The 19681-nt window shown below is 55.6% G+C and carries 18 protein-coding genes and 1 pseudogene; 11 read left to right on the forward strand and 8 right to left on the reverse strand.

The genetic code is table 11. The features are described 5' to 3' along the window. Positions 1 to 444 precede the first annotated feature (444 nt). Together AB4K05_RS19345 and AB4K05_RS19350 are read left to right on the forward strand one after the other, a co-directional pair. The gene (locus AB4K05_RS19345; protein WP_368481498.1) at positions 445 to 1830 is read left to right on the forward strand and encodes a diguanylate cyclase; all 1386 of its coding nucleotides are present in this window, start codon (positions 445 to 447) and stop codon (positions 1828 to 1830) included. 292 nt (positions 1831 to 2122) lie between these two features. Next, positions 2123 to 3685, forward strand: a complete 1563-nt coding sequence (locus tag AB4K05_RS19350) for an EAL domain-containing protein (protein ID WP_368481499.1) — start codon at positions 2123 to 2125, stop codon at positions 3683 to 3685. Here the strand turns inward: AB4K05_RS19350 and AB4K05_RS19355 are convergent. Beyond that, positions 3682 to 4050, reverse strand: a complete 369-nt coding sequence (locus tag AB4K05_RS19355) for a hypothetical protein (RefSeq protein ID WP_368481500.1) — start codon at positions 4048 to 4050, stop codon at positions 3682 to 3684. The genes AB4K05_RS19350 and AB4K05_RS19355 overlap by 4 nt on opposite strands. A gap of 277 nt (positions 4051 to 4327) precedes the next feature. After that, positions 4328 to 4933, reverse strand: coding sequence for a class I SAM-dependent methyltransferase (locus AB4K05_RS19360; protein WP_368481501.1), 606 nt, complete (start codon positions 4931 to 4933; stop codon positions 4328 to 4330). A gap of 172 nt (positions 4934 to 5105) precedes the next feature. On the opposite strand from AB4K05_RS19360, the gene AB4K05_RS19365 reads away from it, so the two are divergent. Beyond that, on the forward strand, positions 5106 to 5921 hold the full coding sequence (locus tag AB4K05_RS19365) for an SDR family NAD(P)-dependent oxidoreductase (RefSeq protein WP_368481502.1): 816 nt from the start codon (positions 5106 to 5108) through the stop codon (positions 5919 to 5921). On the opposite strand, the gene AB4K05_RS19370 is transcribed toward AB4K05_RS19365, so the two are convergent. The 4 genes from AB4K05_RS19370 to AB4K05_RS19385 are packed head-to-tail and all read right to left on the reverse strand — an operon-like array spanning position 5922 to position 10079. After that, entirely contained in the window at positions 5922 to 6842 is a 921-nt protein-coding gene (locus AB4K05_RS19370) for a helix-turn-helix domain-containing protein (RefSeq protein ID WP_368481503.1), read from the reverse strand. Between the two features lie 56 nt (positions 6843 to 6898). Beyond that, positions 6899 to 7213, reverse strand: coding sequence for an NIPSNAP family protein (locus tag AB4K05_RS19375; protein ID WP_368481504.1), 315 nt, complete (start codon positions 7211 to 7213; stop codon positions 6899 to 6901). Beyond that, positions 7213 to 8328 carry an NADH:flavin oxidoreductase/NADH oxidase gene (locus AB4K05_RS19380; protein WP_368481505.1) on the reverse strand — a complete coding sequence of 372 codons (1116 nt, stop codon included), beginning with the start codon at positions 8326 to 8328 and terminating at the stop codon, positions 7213 to 7215. The genes AB4K05_RS19375 and AB4K05_RS19380 overlap by 1 nt, the downstream gene beginning before the upstream one ends. Positions 8329 to 8342: 14 nt before the next feature. After that, the gene (locus tag AB4K05_RS19385) at positions 8343 to 10079 is read right to left on the reverse strand and encodes an FAD-dependent oxidoreductase (protein ID WP_368481506.1); all 1737 of its coding nucleotides are present in this window, start codon (positions 10077 to 10079) and stop codon (positions 8343 to 8345) included. A 324-nt stretch (positions 10080 to 10403) separates the two neighbouring features. On the opposite strand from AB4K05_RS19385, the gene AB4K05_RS19390 reads away from it, so the two are divergent. After that, a complete protein-coding gene (locus AB4K05_RS19390; protein ID WP_368481507.1) occupies positions 10404 to 11321 on the forward strand; it encodes a helix-turn-helix domain-containing protein in 918 nt (305 codons plus the stop codon). Here AB4K05_RS19390 and AB4K05_RS19395 read toward each other — a convergent pair. Then, a complete protein-coding gene (locus tag AB4K05_RS19395; protein ID WP_368481621.1) occupies positions 11318 to 13105 on the reverse strand; it encodes a cytochrome P450 in 1788 nt (595 codons plus the stop codon). The genes AB4K05_RS19390 and AB4K05_RS19395 overlap by 4 nt on opposite strands. A gap of 12 nt (positions 13106 to 13117) precedes the next feature. Next, positions 13118 to 14107: pseudogene (benC, locus tag AB4K05_RS19400) on the reverse strand (benzoate 1,2-dioxygenase electron transfer component BenC); the annotation flags it as partial. A gap of 361 nt (positions 14108 to 14468) precedes the next feature. Between benC and AB4K05_RS19405 the strand changes: the two are divergent. From AB4K05_RS19405 to AB4K05_RS19435, 7 genes are all read left to right on the forward strand, one after another. Further along, positions 14469 to 15542, forward strand: coding sequence for a FecCD family ABC transporter permease (locus tag AB4K05_RS19405; RefSeq protein ID WP_368481508.1), 1074 nt, complete (start codon positions 14469 to 14471; stop codon positions 15540 to 15542). Further along, positions 15542 to 16318, forward strand: a complete 777-nt coding sequence (locus AB4K05_RS19410; protein WP_368481509.1) for an ABC transporter ATP-binding protein — start codon at positions 15542 to 15544, stop codon at positions 16316 to 16318. The genes AB4K05_RS19405 and AB4K05_RS19410 overlap by 1 nt, the downstream gene beginning before the upstream one ends. Before the next feature lie 17 nt (positions 16319 to 16335). Further along, the gene (locus AB4K05_RS19415; RefSeq protein ID WP_368481510.1) at positions 16336 to 17463 is read left to right on the forward strand and encodes an ABC transporter substrate-binding protein; all 1128 of its coding nucleotides are present in this window, start codon (positions 16336 to 16338) and stop codon (positions 17461 to 17463) included. A gap of 195 nt (positions 17464 to 17658) precedes the next feature. Beyond that, positions 17659 to 18378, forward strand: coding sequence for a beta-ketoacyl synthase chain length factor (locus AB4K05_RS19420; protein WP_368481511.1), 720 nt, complete (start codon positions 17659 to 17661; stop codon positions 18376 to 18378). Beyond that, positions 18357 to 19190 (forward strand): lysophospholipid acyltransferase family protein, encoded by an 834-nt coding sequence (locus AB4K05_RS19425; RefSeq protein WP_368481622.1) that lies wholly within the window; start codon positions 18357 to 18359, stop codon positions 19188 to 19190. Before AB4K05_RS19420 ends, AB4K05_RS19425 begins: the two co-directional genes overlap by 22 nt. Next, a complete protein-coding gene (locus tag AB4K05_RS19430) occupies positions 19171 to 19428 on the forward strand; it encodes a phosphopantetheine-binding protein (RefSeq protein WP_368481512.1) in 258 nt (85 codons plus the stop codon). Before AB4K05_RS19425 ends, AB4K05_RS19430 begins: the two co-directional genes overlap by 20 nt. Then, the gene (locus AB4K05_RS19435) at positions 19425 to 19676 is read left to right on the forward strand and encodes an acyl carrier protein (RefSeq protein WP_368481513.1); all 252 of its coding nucleotides are present in this window, start codon (positions 19425 to 19427) and stop codon (positions 19674 to 19676) included. The genes AB4K05_RS19430 and AB4K05_RS19435 overlap by 4 nt, the downstream gene beginning before the upstream one ends. Positions 19677 to 19681: the final 5 nt, after the last annotated feature.

Genomic DNA, 19681 nt, shown 5'->3' on the forward strand with positions numbered 1-19681 from the left:
CCGTATGTTTTTATTTGATTTTTTAAATAAAACAAAAGAATAAAGATCGCTTTCGCCGATCGATAACTCATTATTGATCGCTACAAACTGAGATTTTAATGCTATTCATCCAGATCGGTTTCATCGATCGATATCAGACAATTCAATCGACTTTGACAATTAATGGTTCAGATCGTACTATGCGCTCCTTAAAAAAAGCCCCCTTTATACATACACTCTGCGATTAAATGTATATATCCAAAATAACACGTGTTGCGAGTACGTTGTTTTTATGCAAATGGAATGCCTGATTTTGCTTTGGAGAAAGCCGTGATTCAAAACCTGAATTTCCGCCGACCGTTAAATATGTATTTTATGATAACGGCCTGTGTTCTAACGTTAATCTGTTCTCTGCTGATGGCCGTCCAGTGGTATGAGATTAAATCCTCCTACCAACGGCAGAACATGCGGTTTGTGCAGAATCTGGCCATTTACACCCATAAATATCTTATCGGCTATGAAAAGATGCTGGATGAGACGCTCCGCCAGTTTGACGACACCAGCGATGGCATCATCACTACACAAAACGACGACACACTTCGCCACTGGTTATTCGAGCGCTTTAACGCCATGCCGGACGTACGTTCACTGGTGTACGCCGACAGGAAAGGAAAGTTTATTCGTGTGCCCAATGTTGTACTCCCCAAAGAGGCCCAGCTCACCATTGATGCCCGCAGCCATATTTGGTACGTCAGTGCGGCAAAAGACGATTTTGACAGCGCGCACTATACCCACAGTCAGGATATTTTTGACGATGGCACACAGACGCTAACTATCTCTAAATCATTGGTTAACGGTGAAGACGGAGAAAAGGTCGGGGTCATGGCGATTCGTCTGAACAAGAAATCCAGTGAAAGTGTCATCAATTCCGCCAGTTCCCCCCTGCCGGGTCAGACGTGGATTATTGATGCCAAAGGGCAGTTAGTTGCCAGCGAAAAAGGAACGCTCAGTTTACAAACCGTTGCCGCCTCTGCCGCGAAGATGCACAGCAATAACGCCTCCTTTTACCTTTCCGAAACCAAGAGTTGGTATTTCTATAGCAGCATTGGCAACAGCGGCTGGGTGATGGTGCATGAGGTTAGCGCACAAGACATGGACAAGCAGATCTACGGCAAGAGTGCCAATGTCCTTTACTGCCTGATCTTTGCGCTGATGGGGCTGCTTTTCTGTTGGTGGACAGTGCGCAATGCGCTCAACGCTCTTTATATTCGCATCGCCAACAGCATTCGTAACGGCGCCATCGAGCAAAAAGCCGCCGAACAGCTTCTGTACGAGGAGATCCATAATTCCAGCGCACAGCAAGAGGCTATCAAAAATGAGGCGCTAACCGACGGTTTAACCGAGCTTAAAAACCGGCGTGCTTTTGATAACGATATTGAATTCCACCAGCAGTCGCCCGATGTATGTGTGGCCCTTATCGATATCGACAATTTTAAAGCCATCAATGACACCTACGGCCACGCCACCGGCGACATGGTATTGAAAACGGTCTCAGATCTCGGCATGCGACTGCGCGGATTGGATAACATCACCCTCTATCGCTACGGCGGTGAAGAGATTGCCGTGCTGTTCCAAGGAATAACTCCGCTTGATGCGCTGGGGTATCTGAACCGCTGGCGGGAAACCTGCGACCAGCGCCAGTTCCGTGAACCCCATCTCCACGTGACCTTTAGCGGAGGTATGTGCATGAAGGGTGAGTTGCGCATTGAAGAAGCGCTAGAGCGTGCGGATAGCCTGCTGTATGACGCTAAACACAGCGGTAAAAATCGCATCATGAGCGACATAGCGTAACTATGTTCTTTTACGTAATGGAATCGCTGAACATTGCCGTCACCGCGCTTCGCTGCCTGCGCAATCCGTAAACAGAAAATAGATTCATTGGTGCGACCTTGACCTTTAAGGTTGCGCCACCGAGTCTTCCACCTAGATAATCCTCAAGAGGTGATTATCTACCCACTCATAGTTTGAAAAATCTGATAATAGGAACATTCTTTATATTGATATAGCCGAGGTGGTTTGCTGGCTATATAATTCCCGCCTTGATTACCCCGCCCATTCACCGCTCGATCGTTAAGGATTTTCGATGCCCACGCAGCGTCCGGTCAAACACATCACGTGCGTGCTGACAGTCTCTATTTTTTTACCCATTATTTTGAGCCTCTGGCTCGCGCATCGCCAGGCACACGAACTATTTCAGCAGGAAATGGACGGTTATGCCGAGCAGGTTGTGGCACGTACCAACCAAGTTAAAGAGCAGACCCACATCGCCCTCGAACAGGCCAACCGCTTTCGTGGCGCTCTCTGCAGCCCTGAGCATCTGCAGCATATTCAGAAAGTGTCATATGTTCATCAGTACATTCAGCGCATTTTTTATCTCAATGACAGCGGTAGCCCCTGCAACCTGCTCAGTAATGCGCTGGCGGAAAAAGTGCCCGGCTCGGAATTTTCCACGCCTGCGGGCTACCACGTATGGTTAACCACCCGTCATGACCTCGATACCGACAACAATAAAATAGCCATCAGCAGAGGGAAATATATGGCGGTGGTCTCACCTGATGCGCTTATCGATGTGCTCCCGAACCCGTCGTACCCGATCTATGCCGCGCTCATCAACATCCGCAGCCATCACGTGATCGCCAGCACCCATCCGCTAGACCCCAATATCTGGCAAAACACGTTACGGGCCTACCAGCCGACGCTTGAGGTTAACGGTATCGTCTATCAGCAACAACTGTTGCCAACGGTTGGCGCCATCCTATTAATCTGGTCGCCGAAAAAACATCTCAATGCCAGCATGCTCCGTCAGTTACTGTTCTGGCTGCCGGTTGGTCTGGTGATAAGCGCGCTTGCCACCTTCATTACGCTGCGTATGGTGCGCCGACTGCAATCCTCCCACTACCGCATCCTTGATGCCATTAAGGATGGGGAGTTTACCGTGCACTACCAGCCCATCGTGGCGCTGAACAGCGGTCGTGTGGTTGGTGCTGAGGCGCTGGTTCGTTGGCAGCAGCCGGATGGCCGCTGGTTATCGCCGGATATTTTTATCCCCCTCGCCGAGCAAGCCGAGGTGATAAGCCCGTTGACGGAATACATTGTTCGCCATGTTTTTGACGATATGGGGCGCTGGCTGAAGCAGCATCCGGATTTGTATATTTCGATTAATATCGCGGCGGCCGATCTTCACTCCCCCACGCTTCCGTTGTTGATTCATCAGCAGATTCAGCACTGGCAACTGTCAACGAAGCAGATTGCTATTGAATTAACCGAACGCTGCGTAGCCTGTCCCGATACGGCGGGTCCCGTACTTCAGGCCTATCGCGAACTGGGTCATGCGGTATATATCGACGATTTTGGCGTCGGGTATTCCAGCCTCAGCTATCTTCAGGATCTTGAAGTCGATACGCTAAAAATCGATAAATCCTTTGTTGATACGCTCGAATCTAATCACGTCATCGGTCATATCATCGAGATTGCGAAATCGCTCAATTTATCAACGGTTGCCGAAGGTATTGAGTGGGATAACCAGCGCGAGTGGCTGGTGGCCCACGGCGTACGCTATGGGCAGGGCTGGCTGTTTAGCAAACCGCTGCCCAAAAAAGCCTTTATCGACTGGGTTCAGGATAATCTTGGCTCGGTGAATGGCTAATGGTGGTAAGGCAAAGTCTGAACCGTGAGACGGTTTTCTGACAGCTTATGACAATGCTGCAGCGCCTTTTTTCCCGCATAGCGAAACATAAACTCATTGCTATTTGAATTATGAATAAACTGGTCGCCGTTGGTGAATTTCACCAAGTCCACGCCATTATGCGAACGGTGTCCGCCACCGACTTCATAATTGCCTTTCCACAGCTCAGAGACGTGACCATAAACGTGCAGCGTGATTTGCACCAAGCCGCGCGATGGGCAGTTTAAACGTAAGATCGTAGAAGAAAAGTCCAGTGCCCAAGCAGGGGCAGAAAAGAGTGCTAAAAGTAACAAAATGCGTTTCATCGTTTTAAGGTAAACCGTCATTAATTTGGCCGGCTACCATACAGGCTCATCTAATCGATAATTTGTTCTGGCGCAATAAAATCCCAAAAACGATATTCAGAGGGCAAAAACAAAACCCACCTCACATTATTTTCCGCGCAAGCGGAAACAAAACTTCCGGATTATCATTTCATGGGGGATAGTCCCTCTATTTATTATTTTTGAGATTGTATACTTTTAATTCACGAAATATTGGTAATAGATAGTAAATATAAAGAGGATATTTAAAGCGCTATTTCCAACATAGCGCCTGTTAGCGCTAAACCCGTTTTGCCAGCCAGATAGTGTGCCCACCGCAGTCCGGATCTTCCATTTTCATTTCCAGCACCGCAAAGCCTATTTCCGTAAGCTTGGCTCGATATTCATCCGGCGCGAGGCTGGCGTGAAACAGCGGCTCACCCTCGAACTGCCCCATCGCGACGCCGTCACCGGTGCCGCTGGTGAACATCAACACACTGCCAGGACGGCTGTGACGAGCGAATATGGGAAACATCTGCCGTTGGTCGTCCTGCGTAAGATGGAAAAAGCTGTCCCAGGCAATCAGACCATCAAAGGTTTCACCCAGTGCCAGCGTGCGCATGTCATGCTGCAACCAGCGCTGCGCGGGAAAACGACTACGCGCGCGGGCCAGCATCGCCTCGGCCCCATCGACCCCGGTCAATTCCACGCCCTGCTGAATAAGGTATTCCGCGATTGGCTGACCGTTACCGCAGCCAATATCCAAAACCCGCCCGGACGGCGGCATGGCGGCCATAAATTTATCGAGCCACGTTTTTTCAAAGAGCGAGCGTGAGCGTAGACGGGCAAACGCGTCGGCGTGACGCTGGTAGAGCGGCAGTATCTCGCGGGCGGCAGCATTATCCATATCGGGCCTCTGTTTCGTCTTTTATCAAAGAATGAATAGGTTAGAGAATAAAGCGCCTCTGCGCCAATCGCATCAAAAAGTGCCCGTCTGGTTTTCGTTCGTGCATTCCTTTTGCCCCTTCCTCACCCGACAATGCAGGAGCTTTCTGTACACAAATAATAAGAGGAAAACCATGACGCAATCAGATCAACATAACGACTGGCTGGGGCTGACGGGACAGGTCTTCGCCGTCACCGGTGCGGCAAGCGGCATTGGCGAAGCTATCGCCACAGCGCTGGCTGCGCAAGGTGCCGATGTGGCCCTACTCGACCGTAACCCACAGGGCTGCGAGGCGTTGGGCGAGAAGCTTTCGCACTATCCCGGGCGACGACTGGCGGTGGCCTGTGACGTGGCCTGCGAGGCACAAATTAAGGAAGCGGCGCAGAGCGTTCGCACGCGGCTTGGCGATTGCTACGGGCTGGTCAACGCCGCCGGTATTTTGCGTCCAGCGGGGCTTGCGGAGATTAGCGTCGAGCAGTGGCAAACTCAGCTTAACGTCAATCTCACCGGTTATCTGCTGTGCGCCCGTGAGTTTGCCCACGATATGCGTCGAGCCAAACGTGGCAGCATTGTGCACATTGGCTCTATCTCCGGGCGTATTCCGCAGCCGTGGAGCGGCGCATACAGCCCGGGTAAAGCAGCGGTTGGCCTGCTGTCACAGCAGATTGCAGTGGAATGGGGTCAGGATGGCATTCGCAGTAATTTGGTGGCGCCTGGGATGATTGAAACCGCACTCACTGCCGACTATTACGCCCAACCCGGCGTGCGCGAAAGCCGCGAGGCGTTTACCGCCAGCCAGCGCATCGGCAAGCCGGAGGATATTGCCAACGCGGTACTGTTCTTGTTAAGCGATAAGTCAGGCTATATCAACGGCGCGGAGCTGGGGGTGGACGGCGGTCTGCCCACCATGCTGATGGGGAAACTGCCACGACCGGGCTTCACCCGCTAATCAGCTCTCCTGCCCAGTGTGCGACAGCGCTTGGGCAGGTTCACAGCCTATTTCGCTGGGCCTATCGCGAAAATCACGCGGCGACAAGCCGGTGGCACGCCGAAAGAAACGGGAAAAATAGGTGGCGTCGCTAAAACCGAGATAGTCGGAAATTTGGCTGACGGTCATGCTGGTATATAGCAGGCTGCGTTTGGCTTCCAACAATAATCGCTGATGCAGCACCCCCAACGCGCTGCAGCCATGAAACTCACGGCACAGGGTGTTGAGATGCACGCCGGACATGCCTATCAAACTGGCATAGCGCGCAAGTGGGAAGTGCTCGCGATAGTGGTTTTCCACCAGTTGGTTAAAACGGCGCACAGCGCTGCGCTTGCGTTCGACCTTATCGCTAACCTGCACCTGTGGCGCGGCCTGGCGGTTAAGCCACACCATCAGTGCGCTAAGCTGCGAATGCAGCATCATATTTCGCACCTCGTTATCCGCCAGATACTCCTGCTGCAACGTCTGAAACAGCGCGTTAAGCTGCGCCTTCGCGTCGCCAACCCCGATACGGGCGGGCCGGTTCAGCACCTGTACTGCGCGGCCGAACTGCTGTTCAAACTGGGCGACAAGCGGTGCGGCGAGCGACAGTGAAAAGCCGTTGGTGTCCGGCGAGAAGCGAAATCCGTGTACGCATAGCGCGGGAATAATCTGCACGCACGGCTTCATAAACGGCTGGCTGACACCCTCTATTTCAATATCGCCCTGCCCCTGCTGGAGATAGAGAACTTGCACCAGATCGCTATGCTGATGGGCGCGAATACGCCAGTCGTAGAGGCTACTGCGGCTGTGAATCGACTCGCAGTGCAACAGGTCGGGCGTCGGCCAGTGCCAGCTTTCGCCGTAGAGTTTGAATACCGGGATGCTATTGGCCAGATTCATGGTGTCTCCGTTTGGGTTGGACACTCCCCGGCAGCGCTTGCCGGGGCGGCACAGGTTCAGCGCATCGAGGTCGCGCGAATCAGCCGGGTCTCTTGGGCCACAATATACGGCTCTGAGGCTTTAAGATAGGCGGCAAAATCCGGGTGAACATCGCGTAAGCGGCTACGCCGTTCGTACTCATCGAGGCTTTCATAGCCCCAGAGATGCACGAACTGGTTCTGCGGCCCAACGAAGCTGGTGTAAAAACCCAGCGGGTTGCCGAGCGTGTCGATAAGCACCGGCATTGCCAGTCGCTGAAACACCTCAATAAATTCGTTCATTTTGCGTAGCCGAATGGTGTAAATCCGATGATCGACAATCGGTAGCGTCATTATTTGGCCTCCTGCAGTTGATGCGTCGGCCAGCCCAGCGGACCAAAACGATCGTAGGGCTGCGGCCATGGGGCCTTTTCACCAAGCGCAATGGCTGCGTGAATCGGCCAGTTCGGGTCATCGAGCATTCCGCGCCCAATGGCGACCAGATCCGCCCGTTTGGTTTGCACAATTGCCTCGGCCTGTGCCGCTTCATAAATTAGCCCAACGGTAATGACCACAGCCTCCGGTAGCGCCTCTTTCACCGCCTGCGCGAACGGGACCATGTAACCTGGCCGATCGGCGGGTGGCGTTTGGTTATAGATGTTATAGCCACCGGAAACGTGCAGGTAGTCGTAGCCCATGGCATGTAGCTCGCGGGCAAACTGCACCGCCTCTTCCAGCGCCAGTCCGCCTTCGGCAAATTCCCCGCCGTTAAAGCGCACGCCCAGCGCCCGGCTTTTCGGCCATGCGTCGCGTAGAGCGCGCGCCACTCGCAGTGGGAAACGCATACGGTTTTGCGGGCTGCTGCCGTATTCATCGTCACGCTGGTTGCTTAGCGGCGACAGGAACTGGTTGAGCAGATAGCCGTTGGCCGCATGCAGCTCGACAAAATCAACGCCCGCAGCAAGCGCCCGTTCGGCTGCCGCCACAAAGCCGTCGATGATTCGCGCCATCCCGGCTTCGTCCAGCGCCTGCGGCACTCGCCAGCCGGGTTTATAGGCCACAGCCGACGGCGCAACCGTCGGCCATCCACCGTCATTATCGTCCAAAGATGCGCCCTGATGACGCCACGGCGCGTTGGTGCCGGCTTTTCGCCCCGCATGATTAAGCTGCACGCCGACCGGCGTGTTGCTGTAGGTGCGAATATCGGCGAGCAGCTTTTGCAGCGCCTGCGCCTGTTCGCGATTCCACAGACCCAAGCAGTGCGGGGTGATACGGCCATCTGGCGTCACGCCATGGGCTTCACAAATCACCATGCCCGCGCCGGAAATTGCCAAACCGCCGATATGCTGGGCATGCCAGGGAGTGGCGATGCCATCAGCCGCCGCAGAATATTGCGACATCGGCGGCACAACAATGCGGTTAGCCAGCGTCAGCGGCCCCATCTGTAACGGACTAAAAAGTGTCGACATGCTGTTCTCCTGATTCATGATGCTGCGCGTTGCGGCGAGATTTCGGTTTCCCCACGAGCCGCCATGCTGCGGGCGGCGATATAGCCGAAGGTCGCCGCCGGGCCGAGGGTTATCCCCGCGCCCGGATAGCTGCCGCCCATAATGCTAGCCATCTCGTTACCGGCGGCAAACAGGCCAGGGATTGGCAACCCCTGATGGTCAAGTACCCGGGCTTCGCCATCGGTTTTCAGACCGTGGAAGGTGCCAAGATCGCCCATAAACATCTTCACCGCGTAAAACGGCCCCTGTTCAATCGGTGCCACGCAGGGGTTAGGTTGATGATTGCCATCACCGAGATAGCGGTTGTAAGCAGATTTGCCGCGCCCAAAGCGCGAATCTTTTCCCAGTCGGGCATCGGCGTTGTATTCCTCAACGGTGCGCGCCAGCGCACTAGGAGAAAGTGCCATTTTCTGCGCCAGCTCCAAGAGGGTTTTTCCGGTCACCAAATAGCCGTTTTTCAAATACACCGACACCGGGATCGGTGCTGGTTTGGCAAAACCCATACCGTATTGGCGCAGCGCACGGTGGTCACAAATCTGCCAAGCGAAGGTTTCAGCATCTTCACGGCAGGTTTCAATCATGGCGATGCCCACATCGTGATAGGAATCAGCTTCGTTGCAAAAGCGGACTCCGTGGCTGTTAACCATAATAAAGCCGGGTTTGTAGCGATCGACCAAGTGCGGGAAGACGTACTCCTTGCGGCCAATCTGCACCTTCGACGCAGGGATCCACGCCGCACCATGAGGGTAGCTGTCGTCAAAGCGGGCACCGATACGCTCAGCCATGGCGATGCCATCCCCGGTATCCACGCCCGGCGGCGTTGGCGACAGTTGGCTGCCGCCGCGACGAACGTGGGGATAGAGTTTCTTTAATCGCGCATCGTCGCGGGCAAAACCGCCAGAGGCCAGCACCACGCCGCGTCTGGCGTACAGTTTGACCCGTTCGCCGTTGACCTCGGCAATCACACCGCGCACCGCGCCCTGCTCAACCAGCAGATCTTTCGCCGCCACGCCGGTGTGAATGGGAATACCGAGATCCCGCGCCGAGCACGCCAGCCTCGCTACCACCGCGTTGCCGCCGTTGGCGGTGATGCCACGGCCGTAGCGCGCAATCTCCAGCAGATGACGACTCAGCCGCTTGACCACGTAGGTAAAAGATTTCAATGACCGGGTGGCGTTGAAAAAGTGCTTCAGGTCGTTGTTGGATGAGCTGAACATCATGCCCATAAAGGTGATGGTGCGCAGCGGTTTGCGCAGCCGTGACATGGCGTCGCCCAGTTCGCGAATATCAAACGCTTCTGGCACAACCGAGCGGCCGCGCATCACGCCGCCGGGCGCATCCGGATGGTAATCGGGATACTGATACAGGTTGCAGCGAAAGCGGGTGTTATCTTCGAAAAAGCGCAGCATCTCCGGGCCGTGTTGCAAAAAAGCATCAACCAGGTCAGGACGAAAACTCTCGCCCGCCTCGCTTTGTAGATAGGTGCGCGCGGCGCTCTGGCTGTCCTCAATTCCCTGCTGGCGTGCCAGATGGTTGTCCGGGATCCACAACACGCCGCCTGAGAATGCAGTCGTGCCGCCGAAGACCGGCTCTTTTTCGAGGATCTGCACATCAAGCCCATTCAGACCGGCCGTTACCGCAGCGGACAGGCCGCCGACACCACTGCCAATCACCAGCACATCGCACTCGCGGGCGGGAAGTTCTACAGCCATAGGGTACCTCGCAGATGAATGATCTTTATTGTTTTATTTATGTTTAAAAAACGTTACTCATGCATTTTTCACAGCTAGCGGAGGAAAAAGAAGGCCACTTTCCAACCAAAACCTGCACTTTTCGACAATTGTCGCAAAGTGTGTGCTGGCTCGAATTTTACGCCCACGTGGCAATAAAGAAGTGCCACACGCTAAGCCTTGTCGATGTCACAAGATGAACAATTGCCCCTTGCCTCACCGCGTTTTTTATCGCCGAATTCAGGCTCATTCTCTTTGGAGGTTGTGCCACTATGCTGTGTCATCAGACCGGACAAAACCGGCATCATGCCTGCTAACGTCAACGGGCGTCGGGCGCTGCCTAACTACGCGCTTTACGGCGCAGAGGCCGCGCAATCCACCGTCGATATCGTGCATCACGAGCGCATTCCTTCACGCGCCAGCCGCTTTGGTTTTGACATCGAGCCGCACTTCCACGATGCGTTGATTCAACTGCTGTATATCACCCACGGTGGCGGTGAAACCTCAATTGACGGTCAGGTCTGGCGGTTCAGCGCCCCTTGCCTGCTAGTGATCCCCGCGCGCTCAGTGCACGGTTTTCGCTTTCGCCATGACGTGGACGGTCACGTTGTCACCACAGCGCAATCTGCGATTGAGTCGGTGGCGATGACCGCCGCGCCCGATCTTCTGACGGTGGTGCGCACGCCCGCGGTGCTGCCTATCGCTCCCCCCGAACATTCCACCTCCTCGCTCACTGCACTGTTTGACGCCATCGGTCGCGAGGCCGAGCATCCAGAACGCTGGCAGTACACCGCCGGGCTGGCGTTAACCATCGCCCTGCTGGTGCAGGTTGCGCGGCTTAGTGAAAAAGTTCAGCGGGCGGAAAACCCGGCGCGCGCCGCTACCGTTGCACGCGTTGAACGCTTCCGCACTCTCCTCGACGACCGCTGTCGCACGCGTCAGCCGGTAGCGAGCTACGCCGCGGCGATGGGAATTTCCGCAGGCCAACTCACCCGCCTCTGCCGTGAAGCTTTTGGCATCTCGGCTATCGAAGCCATCGACAGGCGCGCCATCCACGAAGCCAAGCGGCTGTTAGGCTACTCGTCTTATAGCATCAAGCAGATTGCCCGCGAGTTGGGCTTTCGCGATGAGGCCTATTTTGGCCGTTTTTTCCGTAAGCAAACCGGGCTGCGCCCTACTGAATACCGTCTGCAGGAGCAGGGCCGCCTGGTGCTTTCTCGTTAATCCATCCGTCGGGTCATGTTGACATACAGGTGCTGCGGGCCGGAGTTGGTCAGGTTGTTGCCGCGGACGTATTCAATGGGCCGCGTCAAGTCGAGGCTAATCTCAGCCACCTTGCGGGCCACCAGCTTTGTGGCGATCAGCGTTTCCAGCTTAGCCAGCGGCTGGCCCAAGCACTTGTGCATGCCGTTGCCAAAGCCAAGATGCCCATGAGTATCACGGTCGATATCAAAGGTTTCGCCGTTGGCAAACTTGCGACTATCGCGGTTCGCCGCCGATAGCAGCAGGCGCACCATCGCCCCTTTTGGGATAGTCACGCCCGCCACGGTGGTTTGTTCGGTGGTAATGCGGCTTACTCGCTGCACGGTGCCGCGATAGCGAGCCACCTCCTCGACAAAGTTGTCGGCGTCGTCGATATTGTGCCGGATGCGCGCCACCAGCGTCGGCTGTTCGGCAAACATGCGAAACGCGTTGGCAACCAAAATGGTGGTGGTGTCGTGCCCGGCGATAAACACAAAGGCGCACAGCTCTTTAGCCTCTTTTTCCGACAGTAACCCTTGTTTCCACATGCGAGCGATATGGCCGCCGATAGACTGGCTATTGCTAAGATAAAGTCGCTCCATCGCCTCTTTCAGGTAGGCAAAAAACGCCATCGCGCTCTGCTCGTCGGTACCGGTGCCGGGGGCGTTGCGCGCTAAACGGCCAAAGTAACTGAAGGTTTCGTCCGACCAGAACTTCATCTTCTCTTCGTCTTCATTGGGCACGTCAATCATCGTCGAAATGGTGGCGATACTCAGCGGGATCGCAAAATCTTCCACTACATCGCCACCGCCTCTCGCCAACATGCTGTCGAGCAGCGCTTCGGCGCGCTGTTCAATTTGCGCCGTAAACGGGTCCAACGATAGCGGCATAAACGACGGTTGCGCTACTTTACGCAAACGGGTATGCCCCGGTGCATCAAACAGCGTCAAGAAGGTGAGCGGCGGCGGGCTGACTACCTCAGACGAAAACAGCTTCGGATTACGAATAGCTTGGTAGACGTCGTCGTAGCGCGAGAGAAACCAGACGTCGGAGGTCGCCGACTGGCAGCGCAGCACCGGCGCATGTTCTCGCATCCATCGGTAATGTTCGTACGGATCGCCCTGCGAACCGTCATCCACCACTTTGAACGGTTCCAATCCCGGCGGCCAGTTCAGTTCATGGGAATACGGTGGCAGCGCGGACTGCATGGCGTGGAACGGGCAGCGCGAAATATCCGCCTCCTCGTTGACAAGGACTGCACTATCGGCCGGCGGAACAACCGCGCAAGCATCGGCGGGTATCGTTCGCAGCGCCAGCGCCCGGCTCATGGTGGTCCGCGAGTGCTGGGCGTGCCGCACAAGAACGTCCCGGGCGGCGTTGAGATCGCCGTATTCAAACGCCGCTACCAGATCCCGATGCTGTTGGACGATATCCCCGACGATTTCCACGCTCGCCGTTAGCGCACGGCTGATGTATTCCTGCACCGCCAGCTTGCTGTAGAGCGCAATCAACTGGGCGTTTTTAGTGGCCTCAATCAAAAACAGATGGAAAGCGTGGTTGGCCTCGGCGTAGCGCGTGACGTCAACAAATCGCCGCCCGGAGACATGCGTTGCCGTGGCCTCCGCCAACCGTCTGAAGATGGTCAACTGTTCGCCGGAAAGCCGCCCCATGGTCAGTTGTACCGCGCCCAATTCCAGCGCCAGACGCAAATCAAAGGCGTCGTCGATGTCGGCTAGCGCCGGATGCGCCTCATTGGTCGTCGCCACGCTGCTGCCCGCGAATTTTTCATAGTAAAAGTTGCGCGGCGTCAGCCCTTGCGCTTGCAGATAGTCACTCACCGCATAGACCATCGGCGGCGGGCCGCAAAGGTAAATATCGACATCGCCGCCGTTAAGATTCGCAGAGTCAATATGTTGAGTGACGTAGCCCTTATGTGGGTATTGGCTTTGCGGGTCAGCCACGGTGCACAGATAGCGGAAATTCGGCAACCGACGCGCGTAGTCCTCTAACTTGTCCAGCGCCACGATATCTTCCTCGCGGGTCACACCAAAAATAAGCTGGATCGGATGCGTGGTTTCTCCAGTTACGGCGAGGTTTTCCAGCATCGACAAAAACGGCGCAAGGCCGGTGCCGCCGGCCAGAAATAACGCAGGTCTTTCCAGCGGGCGTAAGTAAAAGCGGCCCATCGGACCACGAAATGAGATGGCATCGCCCGCTTTGGCCTGCTGACTTAAATAGCCAGACATCAGCCCCTGCGCGACGTTGCGCACCACAAACGTCACCTCGGTTGAAGAAGGGCCCGAGCTAAATGAATAAGAGCGGGTCTGTTCACTACCCGGCACCTGCACGTTGACATACTGCCCCGGCAGGAAGGTCAGGGCATCGCGCTCATTGAGCGCAATGGAGAAGGTAAGCGTCGTCGGTGACAGCGCCCGACTGACGGTGATGCGACCATGGAAGTCACGCACACTAACGCCGTTTGACGCAGCATTGATATCCACCACGCAGTCGCTAGATGGGTGCATCTGACAGGTGAGTACGCGGCCCGCTCCGGCCTCTTGTGGCGATAGCGCCTCATCCACATAGTCACCAAGCTGATAATCCCCTGAACGACAGGTGGCTTTACAGGTGCCGCATACCCCATCGCGGCAATCGAGCGGTATCGCAACTTTGGCACGCAGCGCGGCGCTGGCAACCGACTCATCGGCACGGCAGTCTATCTGCTGCGTTACACCGTCTTCAAAACGAAGGGTAATCTGATGGCTCATTTCTCACATCCTCCAGGCAGTAGCACTCGAAAAATCCGCATGGCTCATAACAAGCCGGATGCGGTTTTGAAGCAACGGACAGAGATGACATAAGACAGGACAAATCCGGCATTAAATCGGGTTAGCGGGCATGATCACATTTGTGCAACATGAGGCTGGCAATGACCCACTCGTCCGCTACCAGCCCTGCTCACTTAAACAATCAATCAATGGAACGCTAATAGTTTCAATCTTGAATTGATAAGCATTATCACTTTTTATATTGTCGCCAGCTCTCTCCAGGATATTGGATATCCTGCAGTTTTCGCCAATGGACGGGTGGGAGGTCTTTTGACTTTGCCGTGTTCCATAAGGTTATCCAATGAATTCCAGCCTTACCGCAAGCGTTGAGCCAGACGCGCTGGCGATTGCCCGCCGCTATCGTCGTGTCATCTTGCAACGTTACCTGCTCGCCGGCGTTGTCCTGCTGTGCATTCTCTGCTCACTGTTGCTTGATTTTACCCTCGGCCCTGCGGGCATTTCAGTGCATACGCTCTGGCAAACGCTGTTTCATGCCGATGCTGCCGACGCCGGTATTCGGGTGATCGTCTGGGAGTTACGCCTGCCCTTCGCGCTGATGGCGATTATGGTCGGCCTAGCGCTGGGCCTTGCCGGAGCGGAAATGCAGACCATCCTCAATAACCCGCTGGCGAGCCCGTTTACCCTAGGCGTTTCCTCCGCCGCCTCGTTTGGCGCCGCGCTCGCCATCATTTTGGGGTTGGGCATCCCCGGCGTACCGGAACAATGGTTTATCTCGGTCAACGCCTTCGTTTTTGCACTGTTAGCCTGTTTTATTCTCGACGGCATCAGCCGCTGGACACAGGTCGCCACCTCCGGCGTGGTGCTGTTTGGTATCGCGCTGGTCTTCACCTTCAATGCGCTGATCTCCATTTTGCAGTTCGTCGCCAGCGAAGACACGCTACAGGGGCTGGTGTTCTGGACCATGGGCAGCCTCGCGCGCGCCTCGTGGGACAAGCTGGCGGTTCTCGCAGTGGCGCTGGTGATTATTGTGCCGTTGTCGCTTAAAAACGCGTGGAAGCTCACCGCGCTGCGTCTGGGGGAAGACCGGGCCATTAGTTTTGGCATTAACGTGCGCCAGCTGCGCCTCGCCTCGCTGCTGCGCATCAGCATTATTTCCGCGCTGACCGTCGCCTTTGTTGGCCCCATCGGGTTTATCGGCCTGGTCGCGCCGCATATCTCGCGCATGATGTTTGGCGAAGATCACCGTTTTTATCTGCCGGGAAGCATGCTGATTGGCGCGCTGGTGCTGTCGCTGGCCTCGGTCGTATCGAAAAATATCGTGCCCGGGGTGATTATTCCGGTCGGCATTGTCACCTCATTGGTCGGCGTGCCCTTTTTCCTAAGCATTATTATTCGCCACCGGGGGACGCTGTAATGGACGGTTTAGCCGTGAGCGATCTGCGTAGCGGGTATCGCCAGAAAAAGGTCATCGACGGCCTCACTATCCCCACGCTACCACGCGGGAAAATCACCACGCTGCTGGGGCCAAACGGCTGCGGCAAATCAACGCTTTTGCGCGCCCTCGCCAGTCTTAATCCAGCACAGGGTTCCATTTGTCTCAACGGTGAAGAGCTGATGGCGCTGCCAACGGCGGCGCGGGCGCAAAAGGTGGTCTACCTGCCGCAGTCGCTGCCGGCGGGGGTGCATCTGCATGCGCTGGAGTCGGTAATCGTGGCGCGCCGCGCCAGCGGCAATAGCACCGGTAACTCTGAAGCCGAGGCCTACGCGATCCTCGAAAAGCTCGGCGTCGCCCATCTGGCGATGCACTACCTCGAGGAGCTTTCCGGGGGGCAGAAGCAGCTCATTGGCCTGGCACAGTCGCTTATTCGCCAGCCGGAACTGCTGCTGCTCGATGAGCCGTTGAGTGCCCTCGATTTGAACTACCAATTCCACGTGATGGATATCGTCGCCCGTGAAACCCGGTTACGCAATATCGTCACCGTGGTCGTCGTCCACGATATCAACATCGCTCTGCGTCACGCTCACTACGCGGTGATGCTCAAAAACGGCGCGCTGATAGCAAGCGGCGAGCCGGGCGCGGTGGTTTCACCGGCCAATTTGGCAACGGTCTACGGCGTGCGCGGACGCGTCGAACGCTGTTCACAAGGGCTGCCCCACGTGGTGGTCGATGGTTTAACAACACAACAATAAATGCAACACGGGGAAATATGACGATGAAAAAGGCAATACTGGGCGCCGCCCTGCTGCTCTCGCCGCTGCTGGCGTTGGCGCAGAATTGGCCGGTGACGGTAACCGATCTCGATAACCGCGCGGTCACCATCGCGCACGAGCCGCAGCGCATTATTTTGCAAGATGGACGCGACATACTGACACTGGCTGTGCTGGAGCGCGAGAACCCATTCGCCAAAGTGGTGGCGTGGAATAACCTGCCGAAAAAGCAGGATAGCCAAACCTGGGACGTCCTCAAACGCAAGTGGCCCGAGGCGGATAAGATCCTCGACATGCAGTTTTCCGATCAGGGCAACGTCGATTTAGAAACCATTCTCTCGCGCCATCCGGATCTGATGATAGCCCAACTACGCGCCAAGCCGTCGCTGACCCAAAGCGGCGTACTGGCCAAGCTGGAGGCGCTGCATGTGCCGGTGGTGTTCGTTGATTATGAGCTGCATCCGGTTGAAAACACGCGCCCAAGTATTGCGCTATTGGGCAAAGTGCTGGGACAAAGCGCCCGCGCGCAGGCCTATCTTGATTTCTACCAGCAGCGTCTGGACTTGCTGCATCAGCGTCTGGCAAACGTGAAGAAAAAACCGCTGGTGTTTATCGAGCCAATTGCCGGAGTGGCCGGGTTGGATAACGGCTGCTGCTTTACCCACGCGCATAACGGTTGGGGCGGGCTGGTCGAAGCGGCAGGCGGTGAGAATATCGGCTCGCAACTGCTGCCGGGCGCGACCGGTAACGTGTCGGTGGAGAAGATAATCTCCATGAACCCGGACTACTACCTGATGACCGGTTCCAAGCGTTCGACCAAAGGCACTGCCATTATCCCGTTCGGCTATAACGTGGCGCAGTCTGATGTGACCCACGCCTTTAACGCCCTGCTAGGCCGCCAAGGTGTCAGCAGTATTCCGGCGGTTGTCGCTGGGCATACGGGCGCGCTGTATCATCATTTCTACAATAATCCGTACAATATTATCGCCATTGAAACCTTGAGTAAGATTTTCTACCCCACGCAGTTTAAGGATGTCGACCCGTTGGCGGATTACCACACGCTGATTACCCGCTTCACCGATATTCCGGATGATAAGGTTATCCTGAGCTACACCCCCGCGCAGTAATTTCCTACTATTACCGGGTCAAATTCTGACCCGGTAAATACCCTTATTCCCTTGTTTTGCCACAACACGGTATGATGTGCAGCAAATATCGGATAACAGGCGATAGTTTGCCGACGATTTACCGCTAAAATCGCGCCGATATTCTAAGATTGAACAGCGCCATGATATTCACCGGTAGATGACCCATACACATTAATGAAATTCGCAATTAACGTTATTGACTGGCAGGCAATGGCCCCAGGATTAAGCGACCCGGCACAGTGGCTATCATGGGCACGGCAGCCGTTCGCCATTCATCCAGACGCCCCACAGGCAAAACTTTGCGAGCTACCGATGATGACTGCCCGCCGTCTGAGTTCCGGCAGCAAGCTGGCCGTGGAATGCGGCATGGCGATGCTGCGCCGTCATCAAATTGATGCCGTGCTCTATACCAGCCGTCACGGTGAGCTGGAACGTAACTACCGCATCCTGCACGCGCTGGCGACGGAACAGGCGCTGTCCCCTACGGATTTTGCCCTGTCGGTGCATAATTCAGCGGTAGGCAATCTGACCATTGCGGCAAAAAAGCCGATTGTCTCTTCGTCATTATCCGCCGGAAGCGAGACGTTCCAGCAGGGGCTGTGCGAGGTAATCTGCTTGCTGCAGGCCGGTTATCAGCGCGTGCTGATGGTTGATTTCGACGGCGCGCTGCCTGAGTTTTATCACCCGCACCTGCCGCCGGAGATGCCCACTTGGGCCTATGCCGTGGCGCTGGTGATTGAAGCCGGCGGCGATTTACGCTGCGAGACGCGGCCGCACGATGGCGCAGAGGTTGCCCTGCCGCAAAGCCTGCAATTTTTACAGCACTATTTACAAGATTCGCCCAACTTCACCCTCGCCGGTGAACGCTTAGCCTGGCGCTGGAGCCGGGCGTGAGCAGGCTTTTTTCACGGCTAAACCGGATATGGCGCGCAGCAATGACCGGAGTCTGCTTTGCGCTGTTTGGCCTAGGCGGGCTGATACTCTCGATGGTGTGGTTCAACCTGCTGCTGGTCATCGTGCGCAATAAACAGCGCCGTCGCCGTCTGGCAAGACGCTCCATTTCCGCCAGCTTCCGCCTATTTTTGGCGGTGGTGAAAAGCGTCGGCGTCCTTGATTATCGTATTGAAGGACAGGCCATTTTGCGCCAAGAGCACGGATGTCTGGTGATAGCCAATCATCCCAGCCTGATTGATTATGTGATGCTGGCCTCGGTGATGCCGGAAACCGACTGCATGGTGAAGGGCGCGCTGTTAAAGAATCCGTTTCTCAGCGGCGTCATCCGCGCGGCGGACTATTTGATTAACGAACGGGCGGAGGATTTGCTCCCCGCCTGTCGTCAGCGCCTACAACAGGGCGATACGATTTTGATTTTTCCCGAAGGGACCCGTACTCTTCCCGGGGAAAAAATGACGCTACAGCGCGGTGCGGCGAATATTGCCGTGCGCTGCGGTAGCGATTTACGTCTGGTGGTTATTCGCTGTACCGAACATATGCTGGGTAAACAGAGCAAGTGGTACAACGCGCCGCCAACCCGTCCTCGCTTTACCGTTACGGTAGGCGAGCGGGTGAAGATTGACCAATTTTACGATGCAAGTACCCAAGAACCGGCGCTGGCGGCAAGGCAGCTTAACCGGCATCTTTTGCATCAATTACAATCAGGCTGTACGCCTGGCACAGGAATGAACGATGCAAGCGCTCTATCTTGAAATAAAAAATCTCATCATCACCACATTGAATTTGGATGAACTGTCCGCCGACGATATCGATACCGATGCGCCGCTGTTTGGCGAAGGTTTGGGGCTGGACTCCATCGATGCGCTGGAGCTGGGGCTGGCTGTGAAAAATCAGTACGGCATCGTGCTGTCGTCCGAGAGCGAAGAGATGCGTCAGCACTTCTTCTCCGTCGCCACCTTAGCCGCCTATATTGACGGAGCGCGCGCATGACCGATAAAAACGCCATTTATACCGAAGTCTCCGCGCTGCTGGTGACGCTGTTTGAACTCGATCCTAAGGATATTCGCCCCGAGGCGCGTCTGTATGAAGATCTGGAGCTCGACAGCATCGATGCCATCGACATGATTGTGCATCTACAGAAAAAAACCGGTAATAAAATCAAGCCGGAAGAGTTTAAAGCCGTGCGCACCGTGCAGGATGTGGTGGATGCGGTAGAACGTCTGTTTAAAGAAGAATAACTCAC

The organism is Kluyvera sp. STS39-E, from assembly GCF_040932435.1.
Classification (GTDB): domain Bacteria; phylum Pseudomonadota; class Gammaproteobacteria; order Enterobacterales; family Enterobacteriaceae; genus Kluyvera.